The organism is Duganella alba, assembly GCF_009674495.1.
Taxonomy (GTDB): Bacteria; Pseudomonadota; Gammaproteobacteria; order Burkholderiales; family Burkholderiaceae_D; genus Rugamonas; species Rugamonas alba.
In genome coordinates this window covers 53,202-71,134 of the sequence record NZ_WKJN01000021.1, presented here as the reverse complement: position 1 = coordinate 71,134, position 17,933 = coordinate 53,202, and the positions used below count along the sequence as shown (strand labels likewise).

Annotated in this window: 18 protein-coding genes; 12 read left to right on the top strand and 6 right to left on the bottom strand. The window is 64.8% G+C overall.

Annotated elements, in window-relative coordinates; translation table 11 throughout:
* Positions 1-380 precede the first annotated feature (380 nt).
* The 8 genes from GJ695_RS19710 (at position 381) to hslU (ending at position 8,244) form a co-directional block, all read left to right on the top strand.
* On the top strand, positions 381-1,433 hold the full coding sequence (locus GJ695_RS19710; protein ID WP_154367690.1) for a porin: 1,053 nt from the start codon (positions 381-383) through the stop codon (positions 1,431-1,433).
* Positions 1,434-1,548: 115 nt separating this feature from the next.
* Positions 1,549-2,217 (top strand): DUF484 family protein, encoded by a 669-nt coding sequence (locus GJ695_RS19705; protein WP_154367688.1) that lies wholly within the window; start codon positions 1,549-1,551, stop codon positions 2,215-2,217.
* An 11-nt stretch (positions 2,218-2,228) separates the two neighbouring features.
* Positions 2,229-3,164 carry a tyrosine recombinase XerC gene (xerC, locus tag GJ695_RS19700; protein WP_154367686.1) on the top strand — a complete coding sequence of 312 codons (936 nt, stop codon included), beginning with the start codon at positions 2,229-2,231 and terminating at the stop codon, positions 3,162-3,164.
* A 116-nt stretch (positions 3,165-3,280) separates the two neighbouring features.
* Positions 3,281-4,336, top strand: a complete 1,056-nt coding sequence (locus GJ695_RS19695; RefSeq protein WP_154367684.1) for a CobW family GTP-binding protein — start codon at positions 3,281-3,283, stop codon at positions 4,334-4,336.
* 94 nt (positions 4,337-4,430) lie between these two features.
* Positions 4,431-4,877, top strand: a complete 447-nt coding sequence (dksA, locus tag GJ695_RS19690; RefSeq protein WP_110846272.1) for an RNA polymerase-binding protein DksA — start codon at positions 4,431-4,433, stop codon at positions 4,875-4,877.
* A 119-nt stretch (positions 4,878-4,996) separates the two neighbouring features.
* Complete coding sequence (locus tag GJ695_RS19685) at positions 4,997-6,301, top strand: STAS domain-containing protein (RefSeq protein ID WP_154367756.1); 1,305 nt, start codon at positions 4,997-4,999, stop codon at positions 6,299-6,301.
* Between the two features lie 69 nt (positions 6,302-6,370).
* The gene (gene hslV, locus GJ695_RS19680; protein ID WP_090189186.1) at positions 6,371-6,913 is read left to right on the top strand and encodes an ATP-dependent protease subunit HslV; all 543 of its coding nucleotides are present in this window, start codon (positions 6,371-6,373) and stop codon (positions 6,911-6,913) included.
* The gene (hslU, locus tag GJ695_RS19675) at positions 6,910-8,244 is read left to right on the top strand and encodes an ATP-dependent protease ATPase subunit HslU (RefSeq protein ID WP_154367682.1); all 1,335 of its coding nucleotides are present in this window, start codon (positions 6,910-6,912) and stop codon (positions 8,242-8,244) included. Before hslV ends, hslU begins: the two co-directional genes overlap by 4 nt.
* Before the next feature lie 48 nt (positions 8,245-8,292).
* Here the strand turns inward: hslU and GJ695_RS19670 are convergent, their stop codons facing one another.
* Positions 8,293-8,853 carry an outer membrane beta-barrel protein gene (locus GJ695_RS19670; RefSeq protein ID WP_166455011.1) on the bottom strand — a complete coding sequence of 187 codons (561 nt, stop codon included), beginning with the start codon at positions 8,851-8,853 and terminating at the stop codon, positions 8,293-8,295.
* Positions 8,854-8,869: 16 nt separating this feature from the next.
* The gene (locus tag GJ695_RS19665) at positions 8,870-9,502 is read right to left on the bottom strand and encodes an outer membrane beta-barrel protein (RefSeq protein ID WP_154367678.1); all 633 of its coding nucleotides are present in this window, start codon (positions 9,500-9,502) and stop codon (positions 8,870-8,872) included.
* 168 nt (positions 9,503-9,670) lie between these two features.
* Here GJ695_RS19665 and GJ695_RS19660 point away from each other — a divergent pair, with 168 nt between their 5' ends.
* The 4 genes from GJ695_RS19660 to GJ695_RS19645 are packed head-to-tail and all read left to right on the top strand — an operon-like array spanning position 9,671 to position 12,442.
* Positions 9,671-10,417, top strand: coding sequence for a helix-turn-helix domain-containing protein (locus GJ695_RS19660; RefSeq protein WP_154367676.1), 747 nt, complete (start codon positions 9,671-9,673; stop codon positions 10,415-10,417).
* Positions 10,418-10,421: 4 nt separating this feature from the next.
* A complete protein-coding gene (locus tag GJ695_RS19655) occupies positions 10,422-10,652 on the top strand; it encodes a hypothetical protein (RefSeq protein ID WP_154367673.1) in 231 nt (76 codons plus the stop codon).
* Positions 10,653-11,648 (top strand): alpha/beta hydrolase, encoded by a 996-nt coding sequence (locus GJ695_RS19650; protein ID WP_154367672.1) that lies wholly within the window; start codon positions 10,653-10,655, stop codon positions 11,646-11,648.
* Entirely contained in the window at positions 11,645-12,442 is a 798-nt protein-coding gene (locus GJ695_RS19645; protein WP_154367670.1) for a hypothetical protein, read from the top strand. Before GJ695_RS19650 ends, GJ695_RS19645 begins: the two co-directional genes overlap by 4 nt.
* Here the strand turns inward: GJ695_RS19645 and GJ695_RS19640 are convergent.
* Genes GJ695_RS19640 through gspE form a run of 4 tightly spaced genes read right to left on the bottom strand, consistent with a single transcriptional unit; the run spans position 12,432 to position 17,932 of the window.
* Complete coding sequence (locus GJ695_RS19640) at positions 12,432-14,678, bottom strand: patatin-like phospholipase family protein (protein WP_154367668.1); 2,247 nt, start codon at positions 14,676-14,678, stop codon at positions 12,432-12,434. The two genes, GJ695_RS19645 and GJ695_RS19640, sit on opposite strands and share 11 nt — an antisense overlap.
* Positions 14,679-14,687: 9 nt before the next feature.
* A complete protein-coding gene (locus GJ695_RS19635; RefSeq protein ID WP_154367666.1) occupies positions 14,688-15,254 on the bottom strand; it encodes a type II secretion system protein N in 567 nt (188 codons plus the stop codon).
* Positions 15,255-15,279: 25 nt separating this feature from the next.
* Complete coding sequence (gene gspF / locus GJ695_RS19630) at positions 15,280-16,500, bottom strand: type II secretion system inner membrane protein GspF (RefSeq protein WP_154367664.1); 1,221 nt, start codon at positions 16,498-16,500, stop codon at positions 15,280-15,282.
* Positions 16,501-16,510: 10 nt separating this feature from the next.
* Positions 16,511-17,932: a type II secretion system ATPase GspE gene (gene gspE, locus GJ695_RS19625; RefSeq protein WP_154367662.1), complete on the bottom strand. Its 1,422-nt coding sequence runs from the start codon at positions 17,930-17,932 to the stop codon at positions 16,511-16,513.
* Position 17,933: the final 1 nt, after the last annotated feature.

Below are 17,933 nucleotides of genomic sequence, written 5' to 3'. Positions count from 1 at the left end.
GTGCAAGTCATCGAAGCGGGGGGCGCCGCTGTGCGGTCTGCGGCGCCATTTGTATCCTAGTGTAGCGTGCCATCCGCGCCACACGCTAAACAATATGCGCGCCCGGATTGATCTGCCACAAGCGACGCCCCCCACCCCCGCCTGTACGCTAGAGCTGTTTTGATGCCCGGACGAAAGCAAACAAGGCCCCGGACGGCCCCGATAACACGGCGGATAAACGTTTCGAAAATACAACAATAAGCCCTGGTTCTGCGGCTTTCGACCAAAACAAGCCGTTCCACTCGACCATTCCAGCGCCGTCGCGCCAGCGACCTATTAAGGTTCTAGCAACCGGTCAGGCAGCGGTGGGGATGAGAAATACACTTATAAAAGGAATAAAAATGAAGAAAACTTTGGTGGCTCTGGCACTCACGGGCGTTTTCTCTGGCGCATACGCGCAGTCGTCGGTCAGCATTTACGGCACCCTGGACGCCGGGGTGTCGCGCCGCACCGACACCGACATCACCGCCGTCGGCAAGCGCGACAACAACAAGCTGGGCTTCCGCGGCGTCGAAGACCTGGGCAGCGGCCTGAAGGCGCTGTTCCAACTGGAAATCCGCTACGAGCCGGACACCGGCGTCATCGAAAACACCGTGCGTCCGCTGTTCCAGGGCCAGAGCCGGGTCGGCCTGCAGGGCGACTTCGGCACGCTGCGCCTGGGGCGCGGCCTGACCGCCTTCCAGGAAACCAGCACCGCCTTCGAGCCCTGGTCCGGCATGCCTGCCGTGGCCGGCTACCAGACCGACCTGCAGGTGGCCGGTTACACCAGCGATCCGATGAGCGTGGCCGGCAACTCGCTGAACCGCTTCTCCAACGCCGTGTTCTACAACACGCCGGTGATCGCCAACATCTTCCAGCTGAACGTCACCGTGGCCAGCCGCGAGGCCAACAACAACCCGATCATCATCGGCCGCGGCACCGCCGCCGCGCCGCAGTTCCCGGCCAACAGCATGGCGGCCAAGTACCCTTACTCGGTCAGCGCCACCGCCACCCAGGGCCCGTTTGCCGCCTACGGCGCCTACGAGCGCAACGCCGTGGCCACCAAGCTGTGGTCGGTCGGCGCCTCGTACAAGCCGATCAACGACCTCAAGCTGATGGCCACCTACCAGCGCCAGGACCAGGACTTCAGCGCGCCGATCAATCCGATCACCAAGGCCTGGATGATCGGCGCCAACTACAACATCGGCCCGGGCATGATACGCGCCGGTATCGGCCGCAAGACGCCCGACAACGTGCTCAACGTGGCGACCATCGCCAAGACCAAGCAATTCTCGCTGGGCTACGACTACAACTTCTCGCCGCGCACCTATGTGTACGTGGACGGCACCCGCCGCAAAGCGACCGCCACCACCACCTTCAATTTCTACAGCGTCGGTATCCACCACAACTTCTAAGCCTGAGCAGTCGACAGAAACTGCCAGCGTGAGTTGGGGAATGACGGGCATGGGTCACCATGTCCGTTTTTTTTCGTTTAGAATTGCACACCAACCTCGCATACAAAGTACCTCAATGACCGCCCCACTGGATTCCACCCTCGTCGCGCAGTACCTGACCGACCACCCGCAATTCTTCGAAGAACACGCCGACTTGCTGGGTGAAATCAAACTGGCCAGTCCGCTGACCGGCCGCGCCGTCTCGCTGCAGGAACGCCAGATGGAAGTGTTGCGCGACAAATACAAAACGCTGGAACTGCGCATGAGCAACCTGATGCGCCTGGCGTCGGAAAACGAAGCCATCGCCAACAAGTTCCACCGCTGGACCCAGGTGCTGCTGCAATCGGAAGATGTCGGCTCGATGCCGCACTCGGTCGCCAGCGGCCTGAAAAACAGTTTCGAGGTGCCGCAGGTTACGCTGCGGATCTGGGGCGCCGCCCCGGACTACGCCGACGAATGGTTCGTCAAGGGCGTGTCGGAAGACGCGCGCATCTTCGCCAACAGCCTGCTGGCCCCGTACTGCGGCGCCAACAAGGACTTCGAGGCGGTGCGCTGGCTGGACGACCCGAGCGCCGTGGTGTCGACCGTCATCATCCCGCTGCGCAAGCCGGGCGACAAGCAAGCCTTCGGCCTGCTGATCATGGGTTCGCAGGACGCCAACCGCTTCACCTCGCTGATGGCCACCGATTTCCTGATCCACATCGGCGAAACCTCCAGCACCGCGCTGGCCTGGCTGCTGGCCTGAAGCCTGAGATCATGGGCGCCGCGCCGGACAGCAAGCTGGCCTGGATCGACGCCTATCTCGCCCATCTGCGCGGCGTGCGCCAGCTGTCGCCGCACACCACCGCCGCCTACGCCCGCGATCTGCAGGAACTGGCCGCGCTGTCCGGCGAGCAGGACTGGACCGCGCTGGACCAGCACGCTGTGCGCCGCCTGACCGCCAGGCTGCACGCGCAGCAACTCGATCCCCGTTCCATCGCCCGCAAGCTGTCCAGCTGGCGCGGCTTTTTCAACTGGCTCGGCGAACACACGCCGCTGGCGGCCAACCCGGTGCAGGGCGTGCGCGCGCCGAAACAGGCCAAGACCTTGCCGCGCGCGCTGTCGGTGGACGACGCCGTGCAGCTGGTGGCGCCGTCGCGGCCGGTGGCCGGCGCCGCGCCCGAACCGATCGAGCTGTGCAACCGCGCCATGTTCGAACTGCTGTATTCCAGCGGGCTGCGGGTGTCCGAACTGGCCGGGCTGGACGTCACGCCCGGCAAGAGCAGCCTCGGCTGGGTGGAGCTCGGCAACCGCGAGGTGATCGTCACCGGCAAGGGCAACAAGCGGCGCGTGGTGCCGGTCGGCGCGGCCGCCATGGACGCGCTGCAAGCCTGGCTGGCGGTGCGGCCGGCGCCGGCCGACGGCGGCGACGCCCTGTTCCTCAGCACGCGCGGCAGCCGCGTCACGCCGCGCGTGATCCAGCAGCGGCTGCAAGCCCACGGCGTGGCCAACGGCGCGCCGGTGCACGTGCATCCGCACATGCTGCGCCATTCCTTCGCCTCGCACGTGCTGCAATCGTCGGGCGACCTGCGGGCGGTGCAGGAAATGCTGGGCCACAGCAGCATCAGCTCGACCCAGGTCTACACGGCGCTCGATTTCCAGCACCTGGCCGAGGTCTACGACAAAGCCCATCCGCGCGCCAAAGTGAAGTAAAGGTGGGCTACCGAACCTCGGTGCTGATATTGCTCAATTGGACGAATTGCAAGCGCCCGAAAAATTCCGGCATAATCAGCCGATTGCATTAACGCATTTTGAAACGATACCTACCCATGGCCATGATTCCCACCACCATCCTGACCGGCTTCCTCGGCGCCGGCAAAACCACGCTGCTCAACCGCATCCTGCAGGAAGAGCACGGCATGCGCATCGCCGTCATCGAGAATGAATTCGGCCAGGAAAACATCGACAACGAAATCCTGGTGCAGGACACCGGCGAACAGATCGTGGAAATGAACAACGGCTGCATCTGCTGCACCGTGCGCGGCGACCTGATCGTCGCCCTCGGCAGCCTGGCGCAGAAGCGCGAAGCCGGCGAAATCCAGTTCGACCGCGTGGTCATCGAGACCACCGGCCTGGCCAATCCCGGCCCGGTGGCGCAGACCTTCTTCGTTGACGAGGAAGTGGGCGCTAACTACATGCTCGACGCCGTGGTCACCGTGGTGGACGCCCGCCATGCCATGGACCAGCTGGACCAGCACGAGGAAGCCCAGCGCCAGGTCGGTTTCGCCGACAAGATCCTGCTGTCCAAGACCGACCTGGTGACCGAGGAACAGCTGGCCGCGCTGACCGCCCGCCTGTCGCGCATCAACCCGCGCGCGCCGATCAGCAAGTCCGACTTCGGCCGCGCGCCGATCGCCGAGGTGATGGACCTGAAAGGCTTCAACCTGAACGACAAGCTGGAACTGGACCCGGACTTCCTGCTGACCGAGCAGACCCACGAAGACGGCCACGTCCACGACGAACACTGCGGCCACGACCACCATGGCCACGATCATGATCACCACGACCACCACCACAGCCACCACACCGACGACATCGCCGCCTTCGTGTTCAAGAGCAACCGTCCGTTCGATACTGCCAAGCTGGACGAATTCCTCGGCGGCCTGGTGAATGTCTACGGTCCTCGCATGCTGCGCTACAAAGGCGTATTGTTCATGCAGGACGCCGACCGCAAGGTAGTATTCCAGGGCGTGCACCAGATTATGGGCAGCGACCTGGGCGCGAAATGGGGAGAAAACGACGTTCGCGGCAGCAAAATGGTATTTATAGGTAAAAATCTGCCCAAAGACATCTTTATTAGCGGTTTAGAACAATGTCTGGTATAAACTATCCCGGTTTTGTGGGGATGGCTAAATAGCCACAAAATTCGGGCTGATTAATTTGATTGAAAACTCTGTCGTATCGAAGGTAAGCGAAGTTATGACCAAAACTAATAAATCGACCCCCGCCGCCGCCGAGCGCATCCTGACCGAAGAAGAAATTCTGAAGATGGATGACAAGGACTATATGAACCCAGCGCAAATGGCTTTCTTCAAGGCCAAGCTGCAACAGCTGGAAAAAGAGCTGCTGAAAAACGCCGGCGAAACCACCGAACACCTGCGCGAAACCGTGCTGGTGCCGGATCCGGCCGACCGCGCCACCATCGAAGAAGAACACGCGCTGGAACTGCGCACCCGCGACCGCGAGCGCAAGCTGCTGAAGAAAGTCCAGCAATCGATCGCGGCGATCGACGCCAACGACTATGGCTGGTGCGAAGAAACCGGCGAACCGATCGGCATTCCACGCCTGATCGCCCGTCCGACCGCGACGCTGTCGCTGGAAGCCCAGCAACGCCGCGAACTGAAGCAGAAGCTGTACGGCGATTAATCCCGTCCACGCCCGACAAAAAGCACGCGCCTGACACCGCGTGCTTTTTTTACGTAAATTTTCATTTCCCGTTTGATACATCGTGCGGCAAACGCCACGCTTCCGGCTACACTATGGCGATGGGATTGTTCTCTCTCTTCAAGAAAGCCGACACGCTGCCGCCGCTGACCGACGACGAGCAGGCACGGCTGGCCGCAAACAGCGAACTGGAACGCCAGCACCAGCAAGCGCGCCAGCGCGAGATCGCCCGCGCCACCGCCATGAAGATCGACGCCATCGAGTCGGCGATGGAAGCCGACATCTTCAACCTGCCGGAACCGGCCTGGGGCAGCCAGCGCCCGGCCCGCCCCGCCGCCATCGCCGGCGCTGATGAGGTGCTGGACGACTTCCCCACCACCCTGTTATTGAGCGAAGAATTGCCGCTGGCGGCCGCCGACGACAGCGCGCCGGTGATCGAGGAGATCGCCATCCTGTACGCCAACGGCCAGGCCGCCGTGGCGCAGCAGATGCTGACCGAGGCGGTGGCCGCCACCAGCGGTCACAACAGCGACCGCAGCGCCTGGTGGATGCTGTTCGACCTGTACCAGGCCAGCGGCCAGCACGACGCCTTCGACAACCTGTCGATCGACTACGCCAGCACCTTTGAAACCTCGCCGCCGTCGTGGCAGGCGCCAGCCCAGCTGGCCGCCGCCTCGCCGGGCTGGGCCGGCCTGACGCCGACCGCCGCGCTGTCCGGCGTGCTGGACGCGCACATCGCCGCGCAGCTGGAGCGCCTGCGCCAGCAGGCCGATGCCAGCCCGGTGCTGCGGCTCGAATTCAGCCGGGTGACGGCGGTGGACGCCGAAGGCTGCACGTTGCTGCTGGCCACGCTGCGCCAGTTGCAGGCCGGCCAGCGCGAGCTGATCCTGGTCGGCGCGCCGGCGCTGGCGGCGCGGCTGCGCGACGGCATCGCGGTCGGCCGCCGCGACGACGGCGAAGCGCCGTGGCTGCTGCTGCTGGAACTGCTGCAACTGCAAAACCGCGAAAAGGAATTCGAACACGCGGCCATGGACTACTGCGTGACCTTCGAGGTGTCGCCGCCGTCGTTCACGCCGCCGCACAAGGTGGCGATGGCGCCGGCGCAACACGTGCCGGCCTCGCCCGACCGGTTTATGTTGCCGCCGATCATAGAACATCAACTTGGGCCTTTACTGCCCGGCATCCGGCAGTATGCTGAACAGTATCCGGCGCTGGTGTTCGACTGCTCGCGCCTGACGCGCATCGACTACCCGAGCGCGATCCAGCTGCACGGCGTGCTGCAGGCGCTGGCCGACGCCGAGCCGGGCCGCAAGATCGCCTTCCGTGACGTCAACCACCTGGTCACCGCGCTGCTGCGCCTGCTGGGTTATGCTTCTTTGGCAAGAATTTATCCCCACAAGTACTAACTTGCAATTTCGTTTTCCAGCCCCACTTTTCAGTCTTGACGCAGTCTGCATCATTACTTTGAGGTAACTATGGAACAATTTCACGGCACCACCATCCTGTGCGTGCGCCGCGGCAAGGAAGTAGCGCTGGGCGGCGACGGCCAGGTTACGCTGGGCAATATCGTCATGAAGGGCACGGCCCGCAAAGTGCGCAAGGTCTACCAGGGCAAAGTCCTGGTCGGCTTCGCCGGCGGCACCGCCGACGCCTTCACCCTGCTTGACCGCTTTGAAGGCAAGCTGGAAAAACACCAGGGCAATCTGTTGCGCGCCTCGGTCGAACTGGCCAAGGACTGGCGCACCGACCGCGTGCTGCGCCGCCTGGAAGCCATGCTGCTGGTGGCCGACAGCGAATCGACGCTGGTCATCACCGGCAACGGCGACGTGCTGGAACCGGAAGACGGCGTCGGCGCCATCGGCTCCGGCGGCACCTACGCCCAGTCGGCCGCCAAGGCGCTGGTCGAGAACACGGAACTGTCGCCGGCGGAAGTCGTCAAAAAGTCACTGACCATCGCCGGTGAGCTGTGCATCTACACCAATCTGAACCACATCATCGAAACACTGGATCCAGCATGAACATGACTCCACAGGAAATCGTCGGCGAACTCGACAAACACGTGGTTGGCCAGGGCAAGGCCAAGAAGGCGGTCGCCATCGCGCTGCGCAACCGCTGGCGCCGTCAGCAGGTGGAAGAACCGCTGCGCCATGAAATCACGCCGAAAAATATCCTGATGATCGGCCCGACCGGCGTCGGCAAGACCGAGATCGCGCGCCGCCTGGCCAAGCTGGCCGACGCCCCCTTCATCAAGATCGAAGCCACCAAGTTCACCGAAGTGGGCTATGTCGGCCGCGACGTCGACACCATCATCCGCGACCTGATCGACATCGGCGTCAAGCAGACCCGCCAGTCCGAGATGGCCAAGGTGCGCACCCGCGCCGAAGACGCCGCCGAAGACCGCGTGCTCGACATCCTGCTGCCGCCGGCGCGCGACTTCGGCTTCACGCCGTCGGGCGCCGAGGCGCCGAAGGACGACACCACGCGTCAGACCTTCCGCAAGCGCCTGCGCGAAGGCGAGCTGAACGACAAGGAAATCGAAATCGAGCTGGCCGAGAACGGCCCGCAGATGGAAATCATGGCGCCGCCGGGCATGGAGGAAATGACCGAGCAGATCAAGTCGATGTTCTCCGGCATCGGCGCGCAGCGCAAGAAGGCGCGCAAGGTCAAGATCGCCGAAGCGATGAAGTTCCTGATCGACGAGGAAGCCGCCAAGCTCATCAACGAAGACGAGATGAAGCAGAAGGCCATCCAGAACGTCGAGCAGAACGGCATCGTGTTCCTCGACGAGATCGACAAGATCGCCTCGCGTTCGGAAGTGGGCGGCGCCGATGTCTCGCGCGCCGGCGTGCAGCGCGACCTGCTGCCGCTGGTGGAGGGCACGACCGTCAACACCAAGTACGGCATGATCAAGACCGACCACATCCTGTTCATCGCCTCGGGCGCGTTCCACCTGGCCAAGCCGTCGGACCTGATTCCCGAGTTGCAGGGGCGCTTCCCGATCCGCGTGGAACTGGAGTCGCTGTCGATCGCCGACTTCGAACGCATCCTGACCGCGACCGACGCCTGCCTGACCAAGCAGTACGAGGCCCTGCTGGCGACCGAAGACGTCAGGCTGGAGTTCGCGCAGGAAGGCATCACCCGCCTGGCGGAGATTGCCTACTCGGTCAATGAGCGCACCGAAAACATCGGCGCCCGCCGGCTGTACACGGTGATGGAAAAACTGCTGGAAGAACTGTCCTTCACGGCCAGCGAAGACAGCGGCAAAACCATCGTGGTCGATGCCGCCTATGTGAACGCGCGCCTGGATGCGCTGGCGGTCAACGAAGACCTGTCGCGCTATGTGCTTTAATTAAACCGTCAGCGGGCGCCGGTGGTGGCGCCCGCTCTCGGGTTATCGTCAGAAGCCGACCGACACGCCGGTCGACAGCATCGCGTGATCGACGTTTTCCTTGGAGCCGATCTTGACCTGCGTGTAGCCCACATCCGCCCGCAGCCTGACGTTGTCGCTCAGCGCATAGGACGCGCCGAGGCTGGCCAGCGGCGCCACCTTGGTATACGTGCTGGCATATTCGCTGCCCTGCTCGCGCACGTTGGCGTGGTTGTAGGCCACACCCACGCGTCCCGCCACCGCGACCCGGTCGCTCACCTTCAGCGTCGGCGCCCAGGCCAGGGCGCTGCCATCCACCCGCACTTCGCGGCGGACGGTATAGCCGCCCCGCCCCACATCGGCACGGAAGTTCAGCTTGTAGAGCTGCGCCTCGGCCGCATTGACGAACTCCATGCCGAACAGCTGCGCGGTGCCCAGCTGATAGCCGACGTAGACCCGACCGTTGCCGCCGTCCTGCCGGTAATTGCCGCCCAGGCCGGCATCGGCGCCGACATACCATGGTTGATCATCGGCGGCGCTGGCGCAGCCCATGACGCCCAACGCGATCAGTCCTGCAACAAGTGTTTTCATCCCATCCTCCACGAAGTTAGAAACCATAGCCTACACCCACGGAATACATGTTGACGCTGGTCTTGTCACCGGCGCCCAGCTTGACCGGTACGTGCAGCCAGTCGCCATGCAGCGACCAGTTTTTGTCCAGCGCATACGACAGGCCCAGGCCGTAATTCACGCCGACGCGGTTGTGCCGCACGCTGCCGCTGGCGCCGTAGTTGTCGAAGCCGGTCATGGTGGCGTACTGCACGCTGCTGCGCGCCAGGCTCAGGCCGACCTTGCTCTGCAACGACAGGCCTTGCGTGAGTTCCAGTCCCGACACATAGTTCAGCGAGCCGCCGTAAACCTTGCTTTTGCCGTTCAGATAAAAGTCATCGGCGGCCTGGATCACGCTGCGCGCATGGCCAAAGCCAAAGGCGCTGAGTTCCAGCGAATTCGTATTACGCAAGCCAAACAGCTGGTTGCTGCCCAGCGTGTAGCCGCCATACAGGCGTCCGCTGAAGTCGCCATGCGAGTCGCAGTCCTTATCGGTCCAGCAGCGCAGGTCCTTGTATTTGCTGCTGAAGCCGACATCGGCGCCGACGTAATACGGCGAGCTTTCCTGCGCGCCGGCGCTGAAGGCGGCCAGCAGCAGCAAGCCACATGAGAGTTTCAATGTAGAAACCATGATTTCCCTTACTTTGAGGTGAGTCCTGATGCAGCCCCTTCTACGAGGGGCGACGTCTTGCAGTGTGCTACGCGGCAGGGCAATGTACCAATGGATTATTCCAAGCGCAGGTTTTCACACCGCTGGGTATCGTGTTACGATACCTTGTTATTTTTGTAAGGCAGAAATATGAGTTCACCGGAATTGCTGTTGCAAGTGCTGCGGACCCAGATGCGGACCGCCGGCGTCACCTACAAAATGCTGGCCGAGCGGATTTCGATGAGCGAATCGAGCGTCAAGCGCATGTTCGGGCAGCAGGACATGTCACTGTCGCGGCTGGCGCAGATCTGCAAGGCCGCCAGCATTCCGATGGAGGACGTGCTGCGCGGCGCGGCCGACGCCACGCCGCAAGCCGACCGCCTCACGCTGACGCAGGAAAAATCGTTGCTGGCCAATCCCAACCTGCTGCTGATGGCGATCTGCTGCCTGGGCCACTGGACCCTGGAGCAGGTGCTGGAAACCTACGACCTGACCGAACCCGAATGCATCGTGCTGCTGGCCGAGCTGGACCGCCTGGGCCTGATCGAACTGAAGCCGCTGAACCGCTACCGCCTGCGCGTCTCCAACGCCTTCCGCTGGCTGCCGGACGGCCCGGTGCAGCAGTTCTTCCGCGAACACGTGGTGGACGATTATTTCGGCGGCAGTTTTGACGGCGCCGGCGAAACGCTGCTGTGCCTGCCGGCGCGGCTGTCGCTGCCGAGCGCGCAGGAGCTGGTGGGCCGCATCCAGCAGATGGCCGGCGAACTGGCGCGCCTGCACCAGGGCGACCGCCGTCTGGCGTCAACGGAACGCGATGGTTTTACATTACTGGTAGGATTCCGCTCCTGGGAATTCGCAGCGTTCACCGCGCTGCGCCGTACAGCACCTACCAAATAAACGCATGAAAATCGCAACGCTTATCAGTCTGGCCGGCACCGTCACGTGCTCCGGCGTCTTCACCGTACAAAAACAATGGGTGCTGGCCGCGGCCTTCATCTTCCTGACCGTCTACACGCTGCTGGAACGCGTGATCCACATCGGCGCCATTCCGCCGGTGGTGGTGGACGCCTTCCCTGTCGTGGCGCTGCTGCTTGCGCTGTACGAAATCCTGCGCAAGGTCGTGGCCAAGTAAATGTTCGTCACCGCCGACATCGACAGCGCTGTTTTGGCCGGCAATGCGCTGGGCGATCCGGTGCGCCGCACGATCGGCGTGTATCTGCCGCCGGGCTATGAGGAAGATGGCGCGCGGCGTTATCCGGTGGTGTATGTGCTGGTCGGCTTCAACAGCCGTGGCACCATGCTGATGAACGAATCACCGTGGGACGAGAACATCGCGCAGCGCATGGACCGTTTGATCGCCAGTGGCGCTGTGCAGCCGATGATACTGGTCATGCCGGACTGCCTGACGCGCTATGGCGGCAGCCAGTACATCAACTCCACCGCCACCGGCCGCTATGAGGATCACCTGCTGCAGGAAGTGGTGCCCTTCATCGACCGCAGCTACCGCACCAGGGCGCAGCGCGCATACCGCGCGGTGGCCGGCAAAAGCTCCGGCGGCTACGGCGCTGTCATGCTGGCGATGCGTCATCCGGACGTGTTCGGCCTGGCGGCGTCGCACAGCGGCGATATGTATTTTGAGCTGTGCTACAAGCCTGCCTTCATCGCCTGCGTGCGCGAGCTGCATCGGCGCGAAGGCGGCCTTGCCGCTTTCCTGCGCGACCTGCGCACCATCCGCCCGCGCGATGCGGCGTACAGCACGATGCTCAACACCATCGCCATGGCCAGCTGCTACTCGCCCAATCCGGATTCGCCCTACGGCTTCGACCTGCCGTTCGATGTGGACACTGGCGAGATCATCGAAGCCGTGTGGCAGCGCTGGCTGGAATGGGATCCGGTGCATCTGGTCGAGCGTCACGCCGAAGCGCTGCGCTCGCTCACGCTGCTGTTCGTGGACGCCGGCCGCCGCGACGAATTCAACCTGCAATTCGGCGCGCGCATCTTCTGCGAAAAGCTGCAACAGCAAGGCATCCGCCACGTCCACGAAGAATTCGACGACGGCCACCTCAACATCCCGTACCGCTACGACATTTCGCTCCAGCAGATCTCGAACGCCATGCGGCAACCATGAAGAAACTGCTCGTCGCCCTGCTGCTTGCCGCGCCGGCGGCCGGCGCTACGGAGTGGACCAACTTCCGCTGGATCAGCTTCGGCACGTTCAAGCACGCCGCGATTTTGCTGCCCGCGAAAATCGATGGCGTGGACAGCTTCGTGCAACTGGACACCGGCGCCAATGGACGATTCATCCCCGCTTCCCATCCCACCGCCGACGCGCCCGGCCGCGAAGTGAGCATCGAAGTCGCATCGCACACGGTACGCGCCTTGCTGCCGCAGCCGGTGCATGCCGGCGAGCGCGCAGGCACGGTGGGCAACGCATTCTTCGAGCACGGCACGCTGACGATCGATTTGAAAAACGCGCGCTTTGCCTACGTCGAGCAAGCCGCACTGCGCGACGACAGCGCCGCCGCGCCATTCAAGTACGTGCACCACGAAGGATGGGACGGCGGCCATATCGTCGTGCCGGTCACGCTGCCGGACCAGCCGCCGCAGGATGCGCTATTCGACACCGGCGCGGCGCTGTTCACGTTCACGCCACTGCAGCAGTCGCTGTACGAAGCGCTGCGCGGCGCGGACAGCCAGCCGCTGCGCGCGCCCAGTCTGGGCCACGAGATCCTCTGCGAAACCAGCCGCCTGACAACACCGATACGCGTCAGCCAATACACGCTGGACACCGGCGTCCTTGGTCACTGCAAGGCCGGCGTGGATATCGGTGTGCCGCTGGCCGGCGTCATCGGCCTGGCCGGCTTTGCCGACCAGACCATCACCATAGACTATCCGTCGCGTCGCTGGAAAATCACCAGATAGGACCGAGGAACAGATAGGCGCTGCTGTTGCCGCCCTTGGTGGTGCCGGCGCCGAAGTACAGGGGACCGAAGCGCGTGTCGACGGCGATAAAGCCGCTGGCCGCATTCTTCAATTTACCCCAGTGCAGCGGATCGGCCGGACTGTAGGCGCCGCCGGCTTCCAGCGAGAAGCCGAGCCGCACGTCGCCGCCCAGCGCGGCCGGCATCGAGCCGATGCTGCGCGCCATCACCATCCGGCCCAGCACCGTGCGGCTGCCCACCACCGACTCCGGCGTGGTGCCGGACAGACGCAGGAAGCCGCCCAGATTGTTATCCGTCGCACCACCCTGGCTGCGCGCCCATTCGGCGTACAAGTGGCCCGCCCAGCGGCCGACGTGGAATGCCTCCATGCCCTTCACCTCCTGCTTGGCCGGCACCGGCACGATGGCGCCGGCCTTGTGCAGCGCGCGCTGCCAATCCAGGCTGAATAAGGTGCCGCGCGTCGGGAAGGCGATCGTGTCCAGCGTGTCGACGTTGAAGCTCAAGGCCTGCACGGTCTGGAATTCGCGCTGCCTGGTCAGGTCTTCCGGTATCGCCATGTGCTTGTTGCTGACCTGGCGCTCGACCGTGTAGCGCAGATCGCCCCAGCGGCCCAGCTGGCGGCCGAAGGACATGGTCGCGGCGCTGTAGTCGTAGGCGTAGCGCGACTGGCGGAAACCGGTGGAATTGAACACATCGGTGGCGCCCGAACCGTATTCCAGCGACGGCGCCAGATACCACTGCGAGCCGGCGCCCAGCGGCTGCCAGAACTGCGTGCCCAGCACGCGCGCCGTGCCGACCCGCGCCACGGTGCGCAGCTCGGCGCCCCAGTCGTTCAGCGACGACAGCACGTGCATGGCCTTGATCTCGAACGCGTTGTTTTCGCTGAAATCGCTGTTCAGTTCCAGGCCCACGCGCAGGCGGCTGTGCGCCCATTCCGCCTCGGTCGGTTTGATCAGCACGCTGCGGCCGCTGTCGTCGTCGCGCACTTCGGTTTCCACGCGCGCCAGGTCGCCGCGCCCGAACAGCTGGTTGCCGGCCGCCGTCGCCTGCTCGGCGGTCACCATCTGGCCGAGCTTCAGGCCGGACTGCGTTTCCAGCTCCTTGGGATTGATGCGGCCACTCGGCGCCACTTCCAGCTTGGTCAGCCGCACCGGCTGGTCGATGGCGATCGGCGCCGACAAACGCTTGACCTCATACGCCGCATACTGCGCTTCCGGCAAGGCCAGTTTCACCAGCTTGTCGCTCATGGCGCGCACCGCCGCCTCGCCTTCCTTCATCGCGCGGTCGTAACGGCCGAAGTCGAGGAAACCGATGCCGCCCAGGTCCGGCTGCACCAGCACGTCGTTGGGACGCAGCTCCTTCAGCGAACGCTGGACATTCTGCTCGGTCAGGATCTGCAGCATCTGCTGCGCCACGCTGACCGCGCTGACCAGTTCCTTCTCCGGCGCCAGCGGCGTGCCGACGTTGACGGCGATAATGATGTCGGCGCCCATCTCGCGCGCCACGTCCACCGGCAGGTTGCGCACCAGGCCACCGTCGACCAGCAGGCGCTGGTTGACGCGCACCGGCGCGAACACGCCCGGCACCGCCAGCGAGGCGCGCATCGCCAGGAACAGCGGCGCGTCGCTCAGTTCCACCAGTTCGCCGGTCACCAGGTCCGACGCCACGGAGCGGAACGGCAATTGCAGCAGGTTGGCCGGCTTGTCGCGCGCGCCGGCCGGCAGCACGCTGGTCAGCGCCAGTTCCAGCGCCTCGTTGCCGGCGGCGGCAGGCGGCAAGGACACGCCGTCCGAATGCAGGCCGAACTCGATCCGCGACGGCAGCAGCAGGTCTTCCTCGCGGCGGCGATAGATCAGCTCATCGCGCGGCGGACGGTCCGCCACCACAGCATTCCAGTCGGTGCGGCGCACCAGCTGCTCCAGCTGGTCGACCGAGCTGCCGGCCGCGTAAGCACCACCCACCACGCTGCCCATGCTGGTGCCCACCACGAAGTCGACCGGAATGCGCAGCTCCTGCAAGGCGCGCAGCACGCCGATGTGGGCAAAGCCGCGCGCACCGCCGCCCGACAGCACCAGCGCGATCTTGGGACGCGGCTTGATGGCGGCATCCGGCGCCACCGAGGTGGCGTTGGGCTGCTGCGGCGCAGGCGCCGCCAGCGCCGCAGACAAGAAAAAGCCGCAGCATAAAGCTGCGGCCAGTGTACGAAGAGAAGCCATGGGCTCGACCTACTGACGATCGTTGGTGGGGATGGGCGGAATGCCCATCGGGGCGATGGGCCGCTGCTGGCCGTTCTGCGGCGGCGACTGCACCGTGGTCGGCTGCGGCATGGCCGGCGCCGGTTGCACCGGCTGCGCCGGTATCGGCTGGCCCGGCATGGTGGCCGGACCGCTGGACACGCCGGCGTCGCTCGGCAGGTCCAGGCGTTTATTGACGCCGCCCTCGGACAGGATCACATGCTTGGCGTGCACCTCCTTGACGATCACCCCCGGCAGCACTTCCTTGCCGACGGCCAGCGCCACGGCCGGCTTGTTGTCGACCGAGATGATGGCGGCGCTGTCTTCACCGCGCGCCGCCACCACTCCCTTGAGCTGGTAGTTGCTGACCGCGGCCACCATCACCTGGCCGCCGAACAGGCCCTTGGCCGCGTCGAGGTTGACGCCGATCGGCGGCGCCGGCGGCGGCGCGGCGATCGCGCGCTGCTGCGGCTTGAATAACTGCAGTCCCCAGTAAGCCAGCGATGCGGACAGCAGCACCACGGCGAGAACGGTAACGATTAAGGGCAAACGCTTCATGGTGTCCTTGTTGTATTCCTGACGATCAGCGTACCAGCTGATTGATTTCGATAATAGGCATCAGCACCGCCAGCACGATCAGCAGCACCACCACGCCCATGGCCAGGATCAGCGCCGGTTCCAGCAGGCCCGCGATGGTGAGCGTGCGGCGTTCCAGGTCGGCCTCCTGCGCGGCGGCGGCGCGGTCCAGCATGGCCGGCAGCTCGCCGGTGATTTCGCCGGCGCGTATCATGTGGATCAGCATCGGCGGGAAGTGCTTCTGCGCCGACAGCGCGCGCGCCAGGCTCACGCCTTCGCGCACGCCGTCGCTGGCCTCTTCCACCAGCTCCTGCATGGCGACGTTGTTGAGCGTATCGCGGCTGGTCTCCAGCGCGCGCAGGATCGGCACCCCGGAACCGGTGGTGATCGCCAGCGTGCTGGCGAAGCGCGCCGTGTTCAGGCTGCGCTCGAACTTGCCGTACAGCGGCGCCGTCAGCAGCCAGGTGTGCCAGCGCCGCTTCAGCGCGGGATTTTGCAGCGCGCGGCGCCACATGGTCCACGCGCCGACCAGCGCGATGGCCACCACGATGCCGTAGTGGCGCACGAAGTCCGACACCGCCAGCATGACGATGGTCAGGAACGGCAGCTTCTGCTTGGTGTTGGCGAACACCGAGACAATCTGCGGCACCACATAGGTCAGCAGGAAGATCACGATGGAGAACGCCACCACCGTCACGATGGCCGGATAGGTGAACGCCAGCCTTACCTTCTGCACCAGCGCGTTGCGGCGCTCGATGTAGTCGGCAAGGCGCGACAGCACGCGCGACAGCTGGCCGATCTGCTCGCCGGACGCCACCAGCGCGCGGTAGATCTCGGCGAAGTCGCGCGGATGGCGGCCCAGCACGGCCGACAGCGAATCGCCGCCGATCACTTCCGAGCGCACGGAGGCGATCAGGTCGCGCAGGTACGGGCGTTCGGCCTGCTCCAGCAAGGCGGTGAAGGCCTGCTCCAGCGGCAGGCCCGCTTCCAGCAAACTGGCCAGCTGGCGCGTGAACAGCGCCAGTTCGGTCGAACTGAGACGCTCGCCGAAGCCGCGGCTCCTGGCCACGCCGGAAGCGTCCACTTGGGCGGAGATGGCGTCGACCTTGAGCGGCACCAGTCCTTGCGTGCGCAGTTCGGCGCGCGCGGAACGGGCGCTGTCCGAATTGAGGACGCCTTTTTTGGTGGCGCCGCCGGCATCGACGGCTTCATAACGAAATGCGGGCATGGTCGGTCGCCTAGTCCTTGGTCACGCGCAGCATTTCGGCTTGCGTGGTGATGCCGGAGGCCAGCCAACGCTCGCCGTCTTCGCGCATGGTTTGCATGCCGTCGGCCACGGCGGCGGCCTTGACTTCCGCCTCCGAGGCGCGGTTGTGGATCTGCGCGCGGATCTGCTCCGTGGTCTCCAAAAACTCGTAGACTCCCACCCGGCCCTGGTAGCCCGTGTGGCCGCAATGCTCGCAGCCGACCGCGTGCCACAGCGCGCCGTCGAAGGTCTTGCAGCTCGGGCACAGCTTGCGCACCAGGCGCTGCGCCAGCACGCCCAGCAGGGTGGACGACAGCAGGAACGGCTCGATGCCCATGTCCAGCAGTCGCGTGACGGCGGCGGCGGCGTCGTTGGTGTGCAGCGTGGCCAGCACCAGGTGACCGGTCAGCGATGCCTGCACCGCGATCTGCGCGGTTTCCAGGTCGCGGATCTCGCCGATCATGATCACGTCCGGGTCCTGGCGCAGGATCGCGCGCAGCGCCTTGGCGAAGGTCATGTCGATGCGCGTGTTGACCTGGGTCTGGCCGACGCCGGCCAGGTCGTACTCGATCGGGTCTTCCACCGTCATGATGTTGGTGGTGGAGGCGTTGAGCAGCGCCAGCGCGGCGTACAGCGTGGTGGTCTTGCCGGAGCCGGTGGGACCGGTCACCAGCACGATGCCGTGCGGCTGGTTGATCAGCGCGTCGAACTTCGGCAGCATGGTGTCGCTCATGCCCAGGTGGTTCAGGTCGAGGCGGTTGGCTTCCTTGTCCAGCAGACGCAGTACGGCGCGTTCGCCGTGGCCGGTCGGCAGCGTCGAGACGCGCACGTCCACCGGCTTGCCGCCGATGCGCAGCGTGATACGGCCGTCCTGCGGCAGGCGTTTCTCGGCGATGTCCAGTTGCGCCATGATCTTGATACGCGAGATCAGCGAACCGTGGATCGCCTTGCGCGGACGGACGATGTCGCGCAGCGTGCCGTCGACGCGGAAGCGCACCACCGAGGTCTGTTCGAACGGCTCGATGTGGATGTCGGAGGCGCCGTCGCGCAGCGCCTGCGTCAGCAGCGCGTTGATCATGCGGATCACCGGCGCGTCGTCGGACGATTCCAGCAGGTCTTCGATGGCCGGCACGTCCTGCAGCAGCTTGGTCAGATCGAGGTCGGCGTCGAATTCCTCCGCCACCATCGAGGCGTTGCCGCCCGAGCTGGCGTAGGCCGCGGCGATCGCGGTTTCCAGGTCGGCGCGCGTCATGTTCTTCAACTGGATGCGGCCGAAACGGCGCGACACCTCGGCGATGGCGGCCGGCGCGGTGGCGCCGCACACCAGCACGTCGACGGTGTTCTCGGCATCGTCGCTGTGCCGGGCCAGCACCACGAAATCGCGGGCGAAGGCGTAAGGGAGAAGATTGCTCATA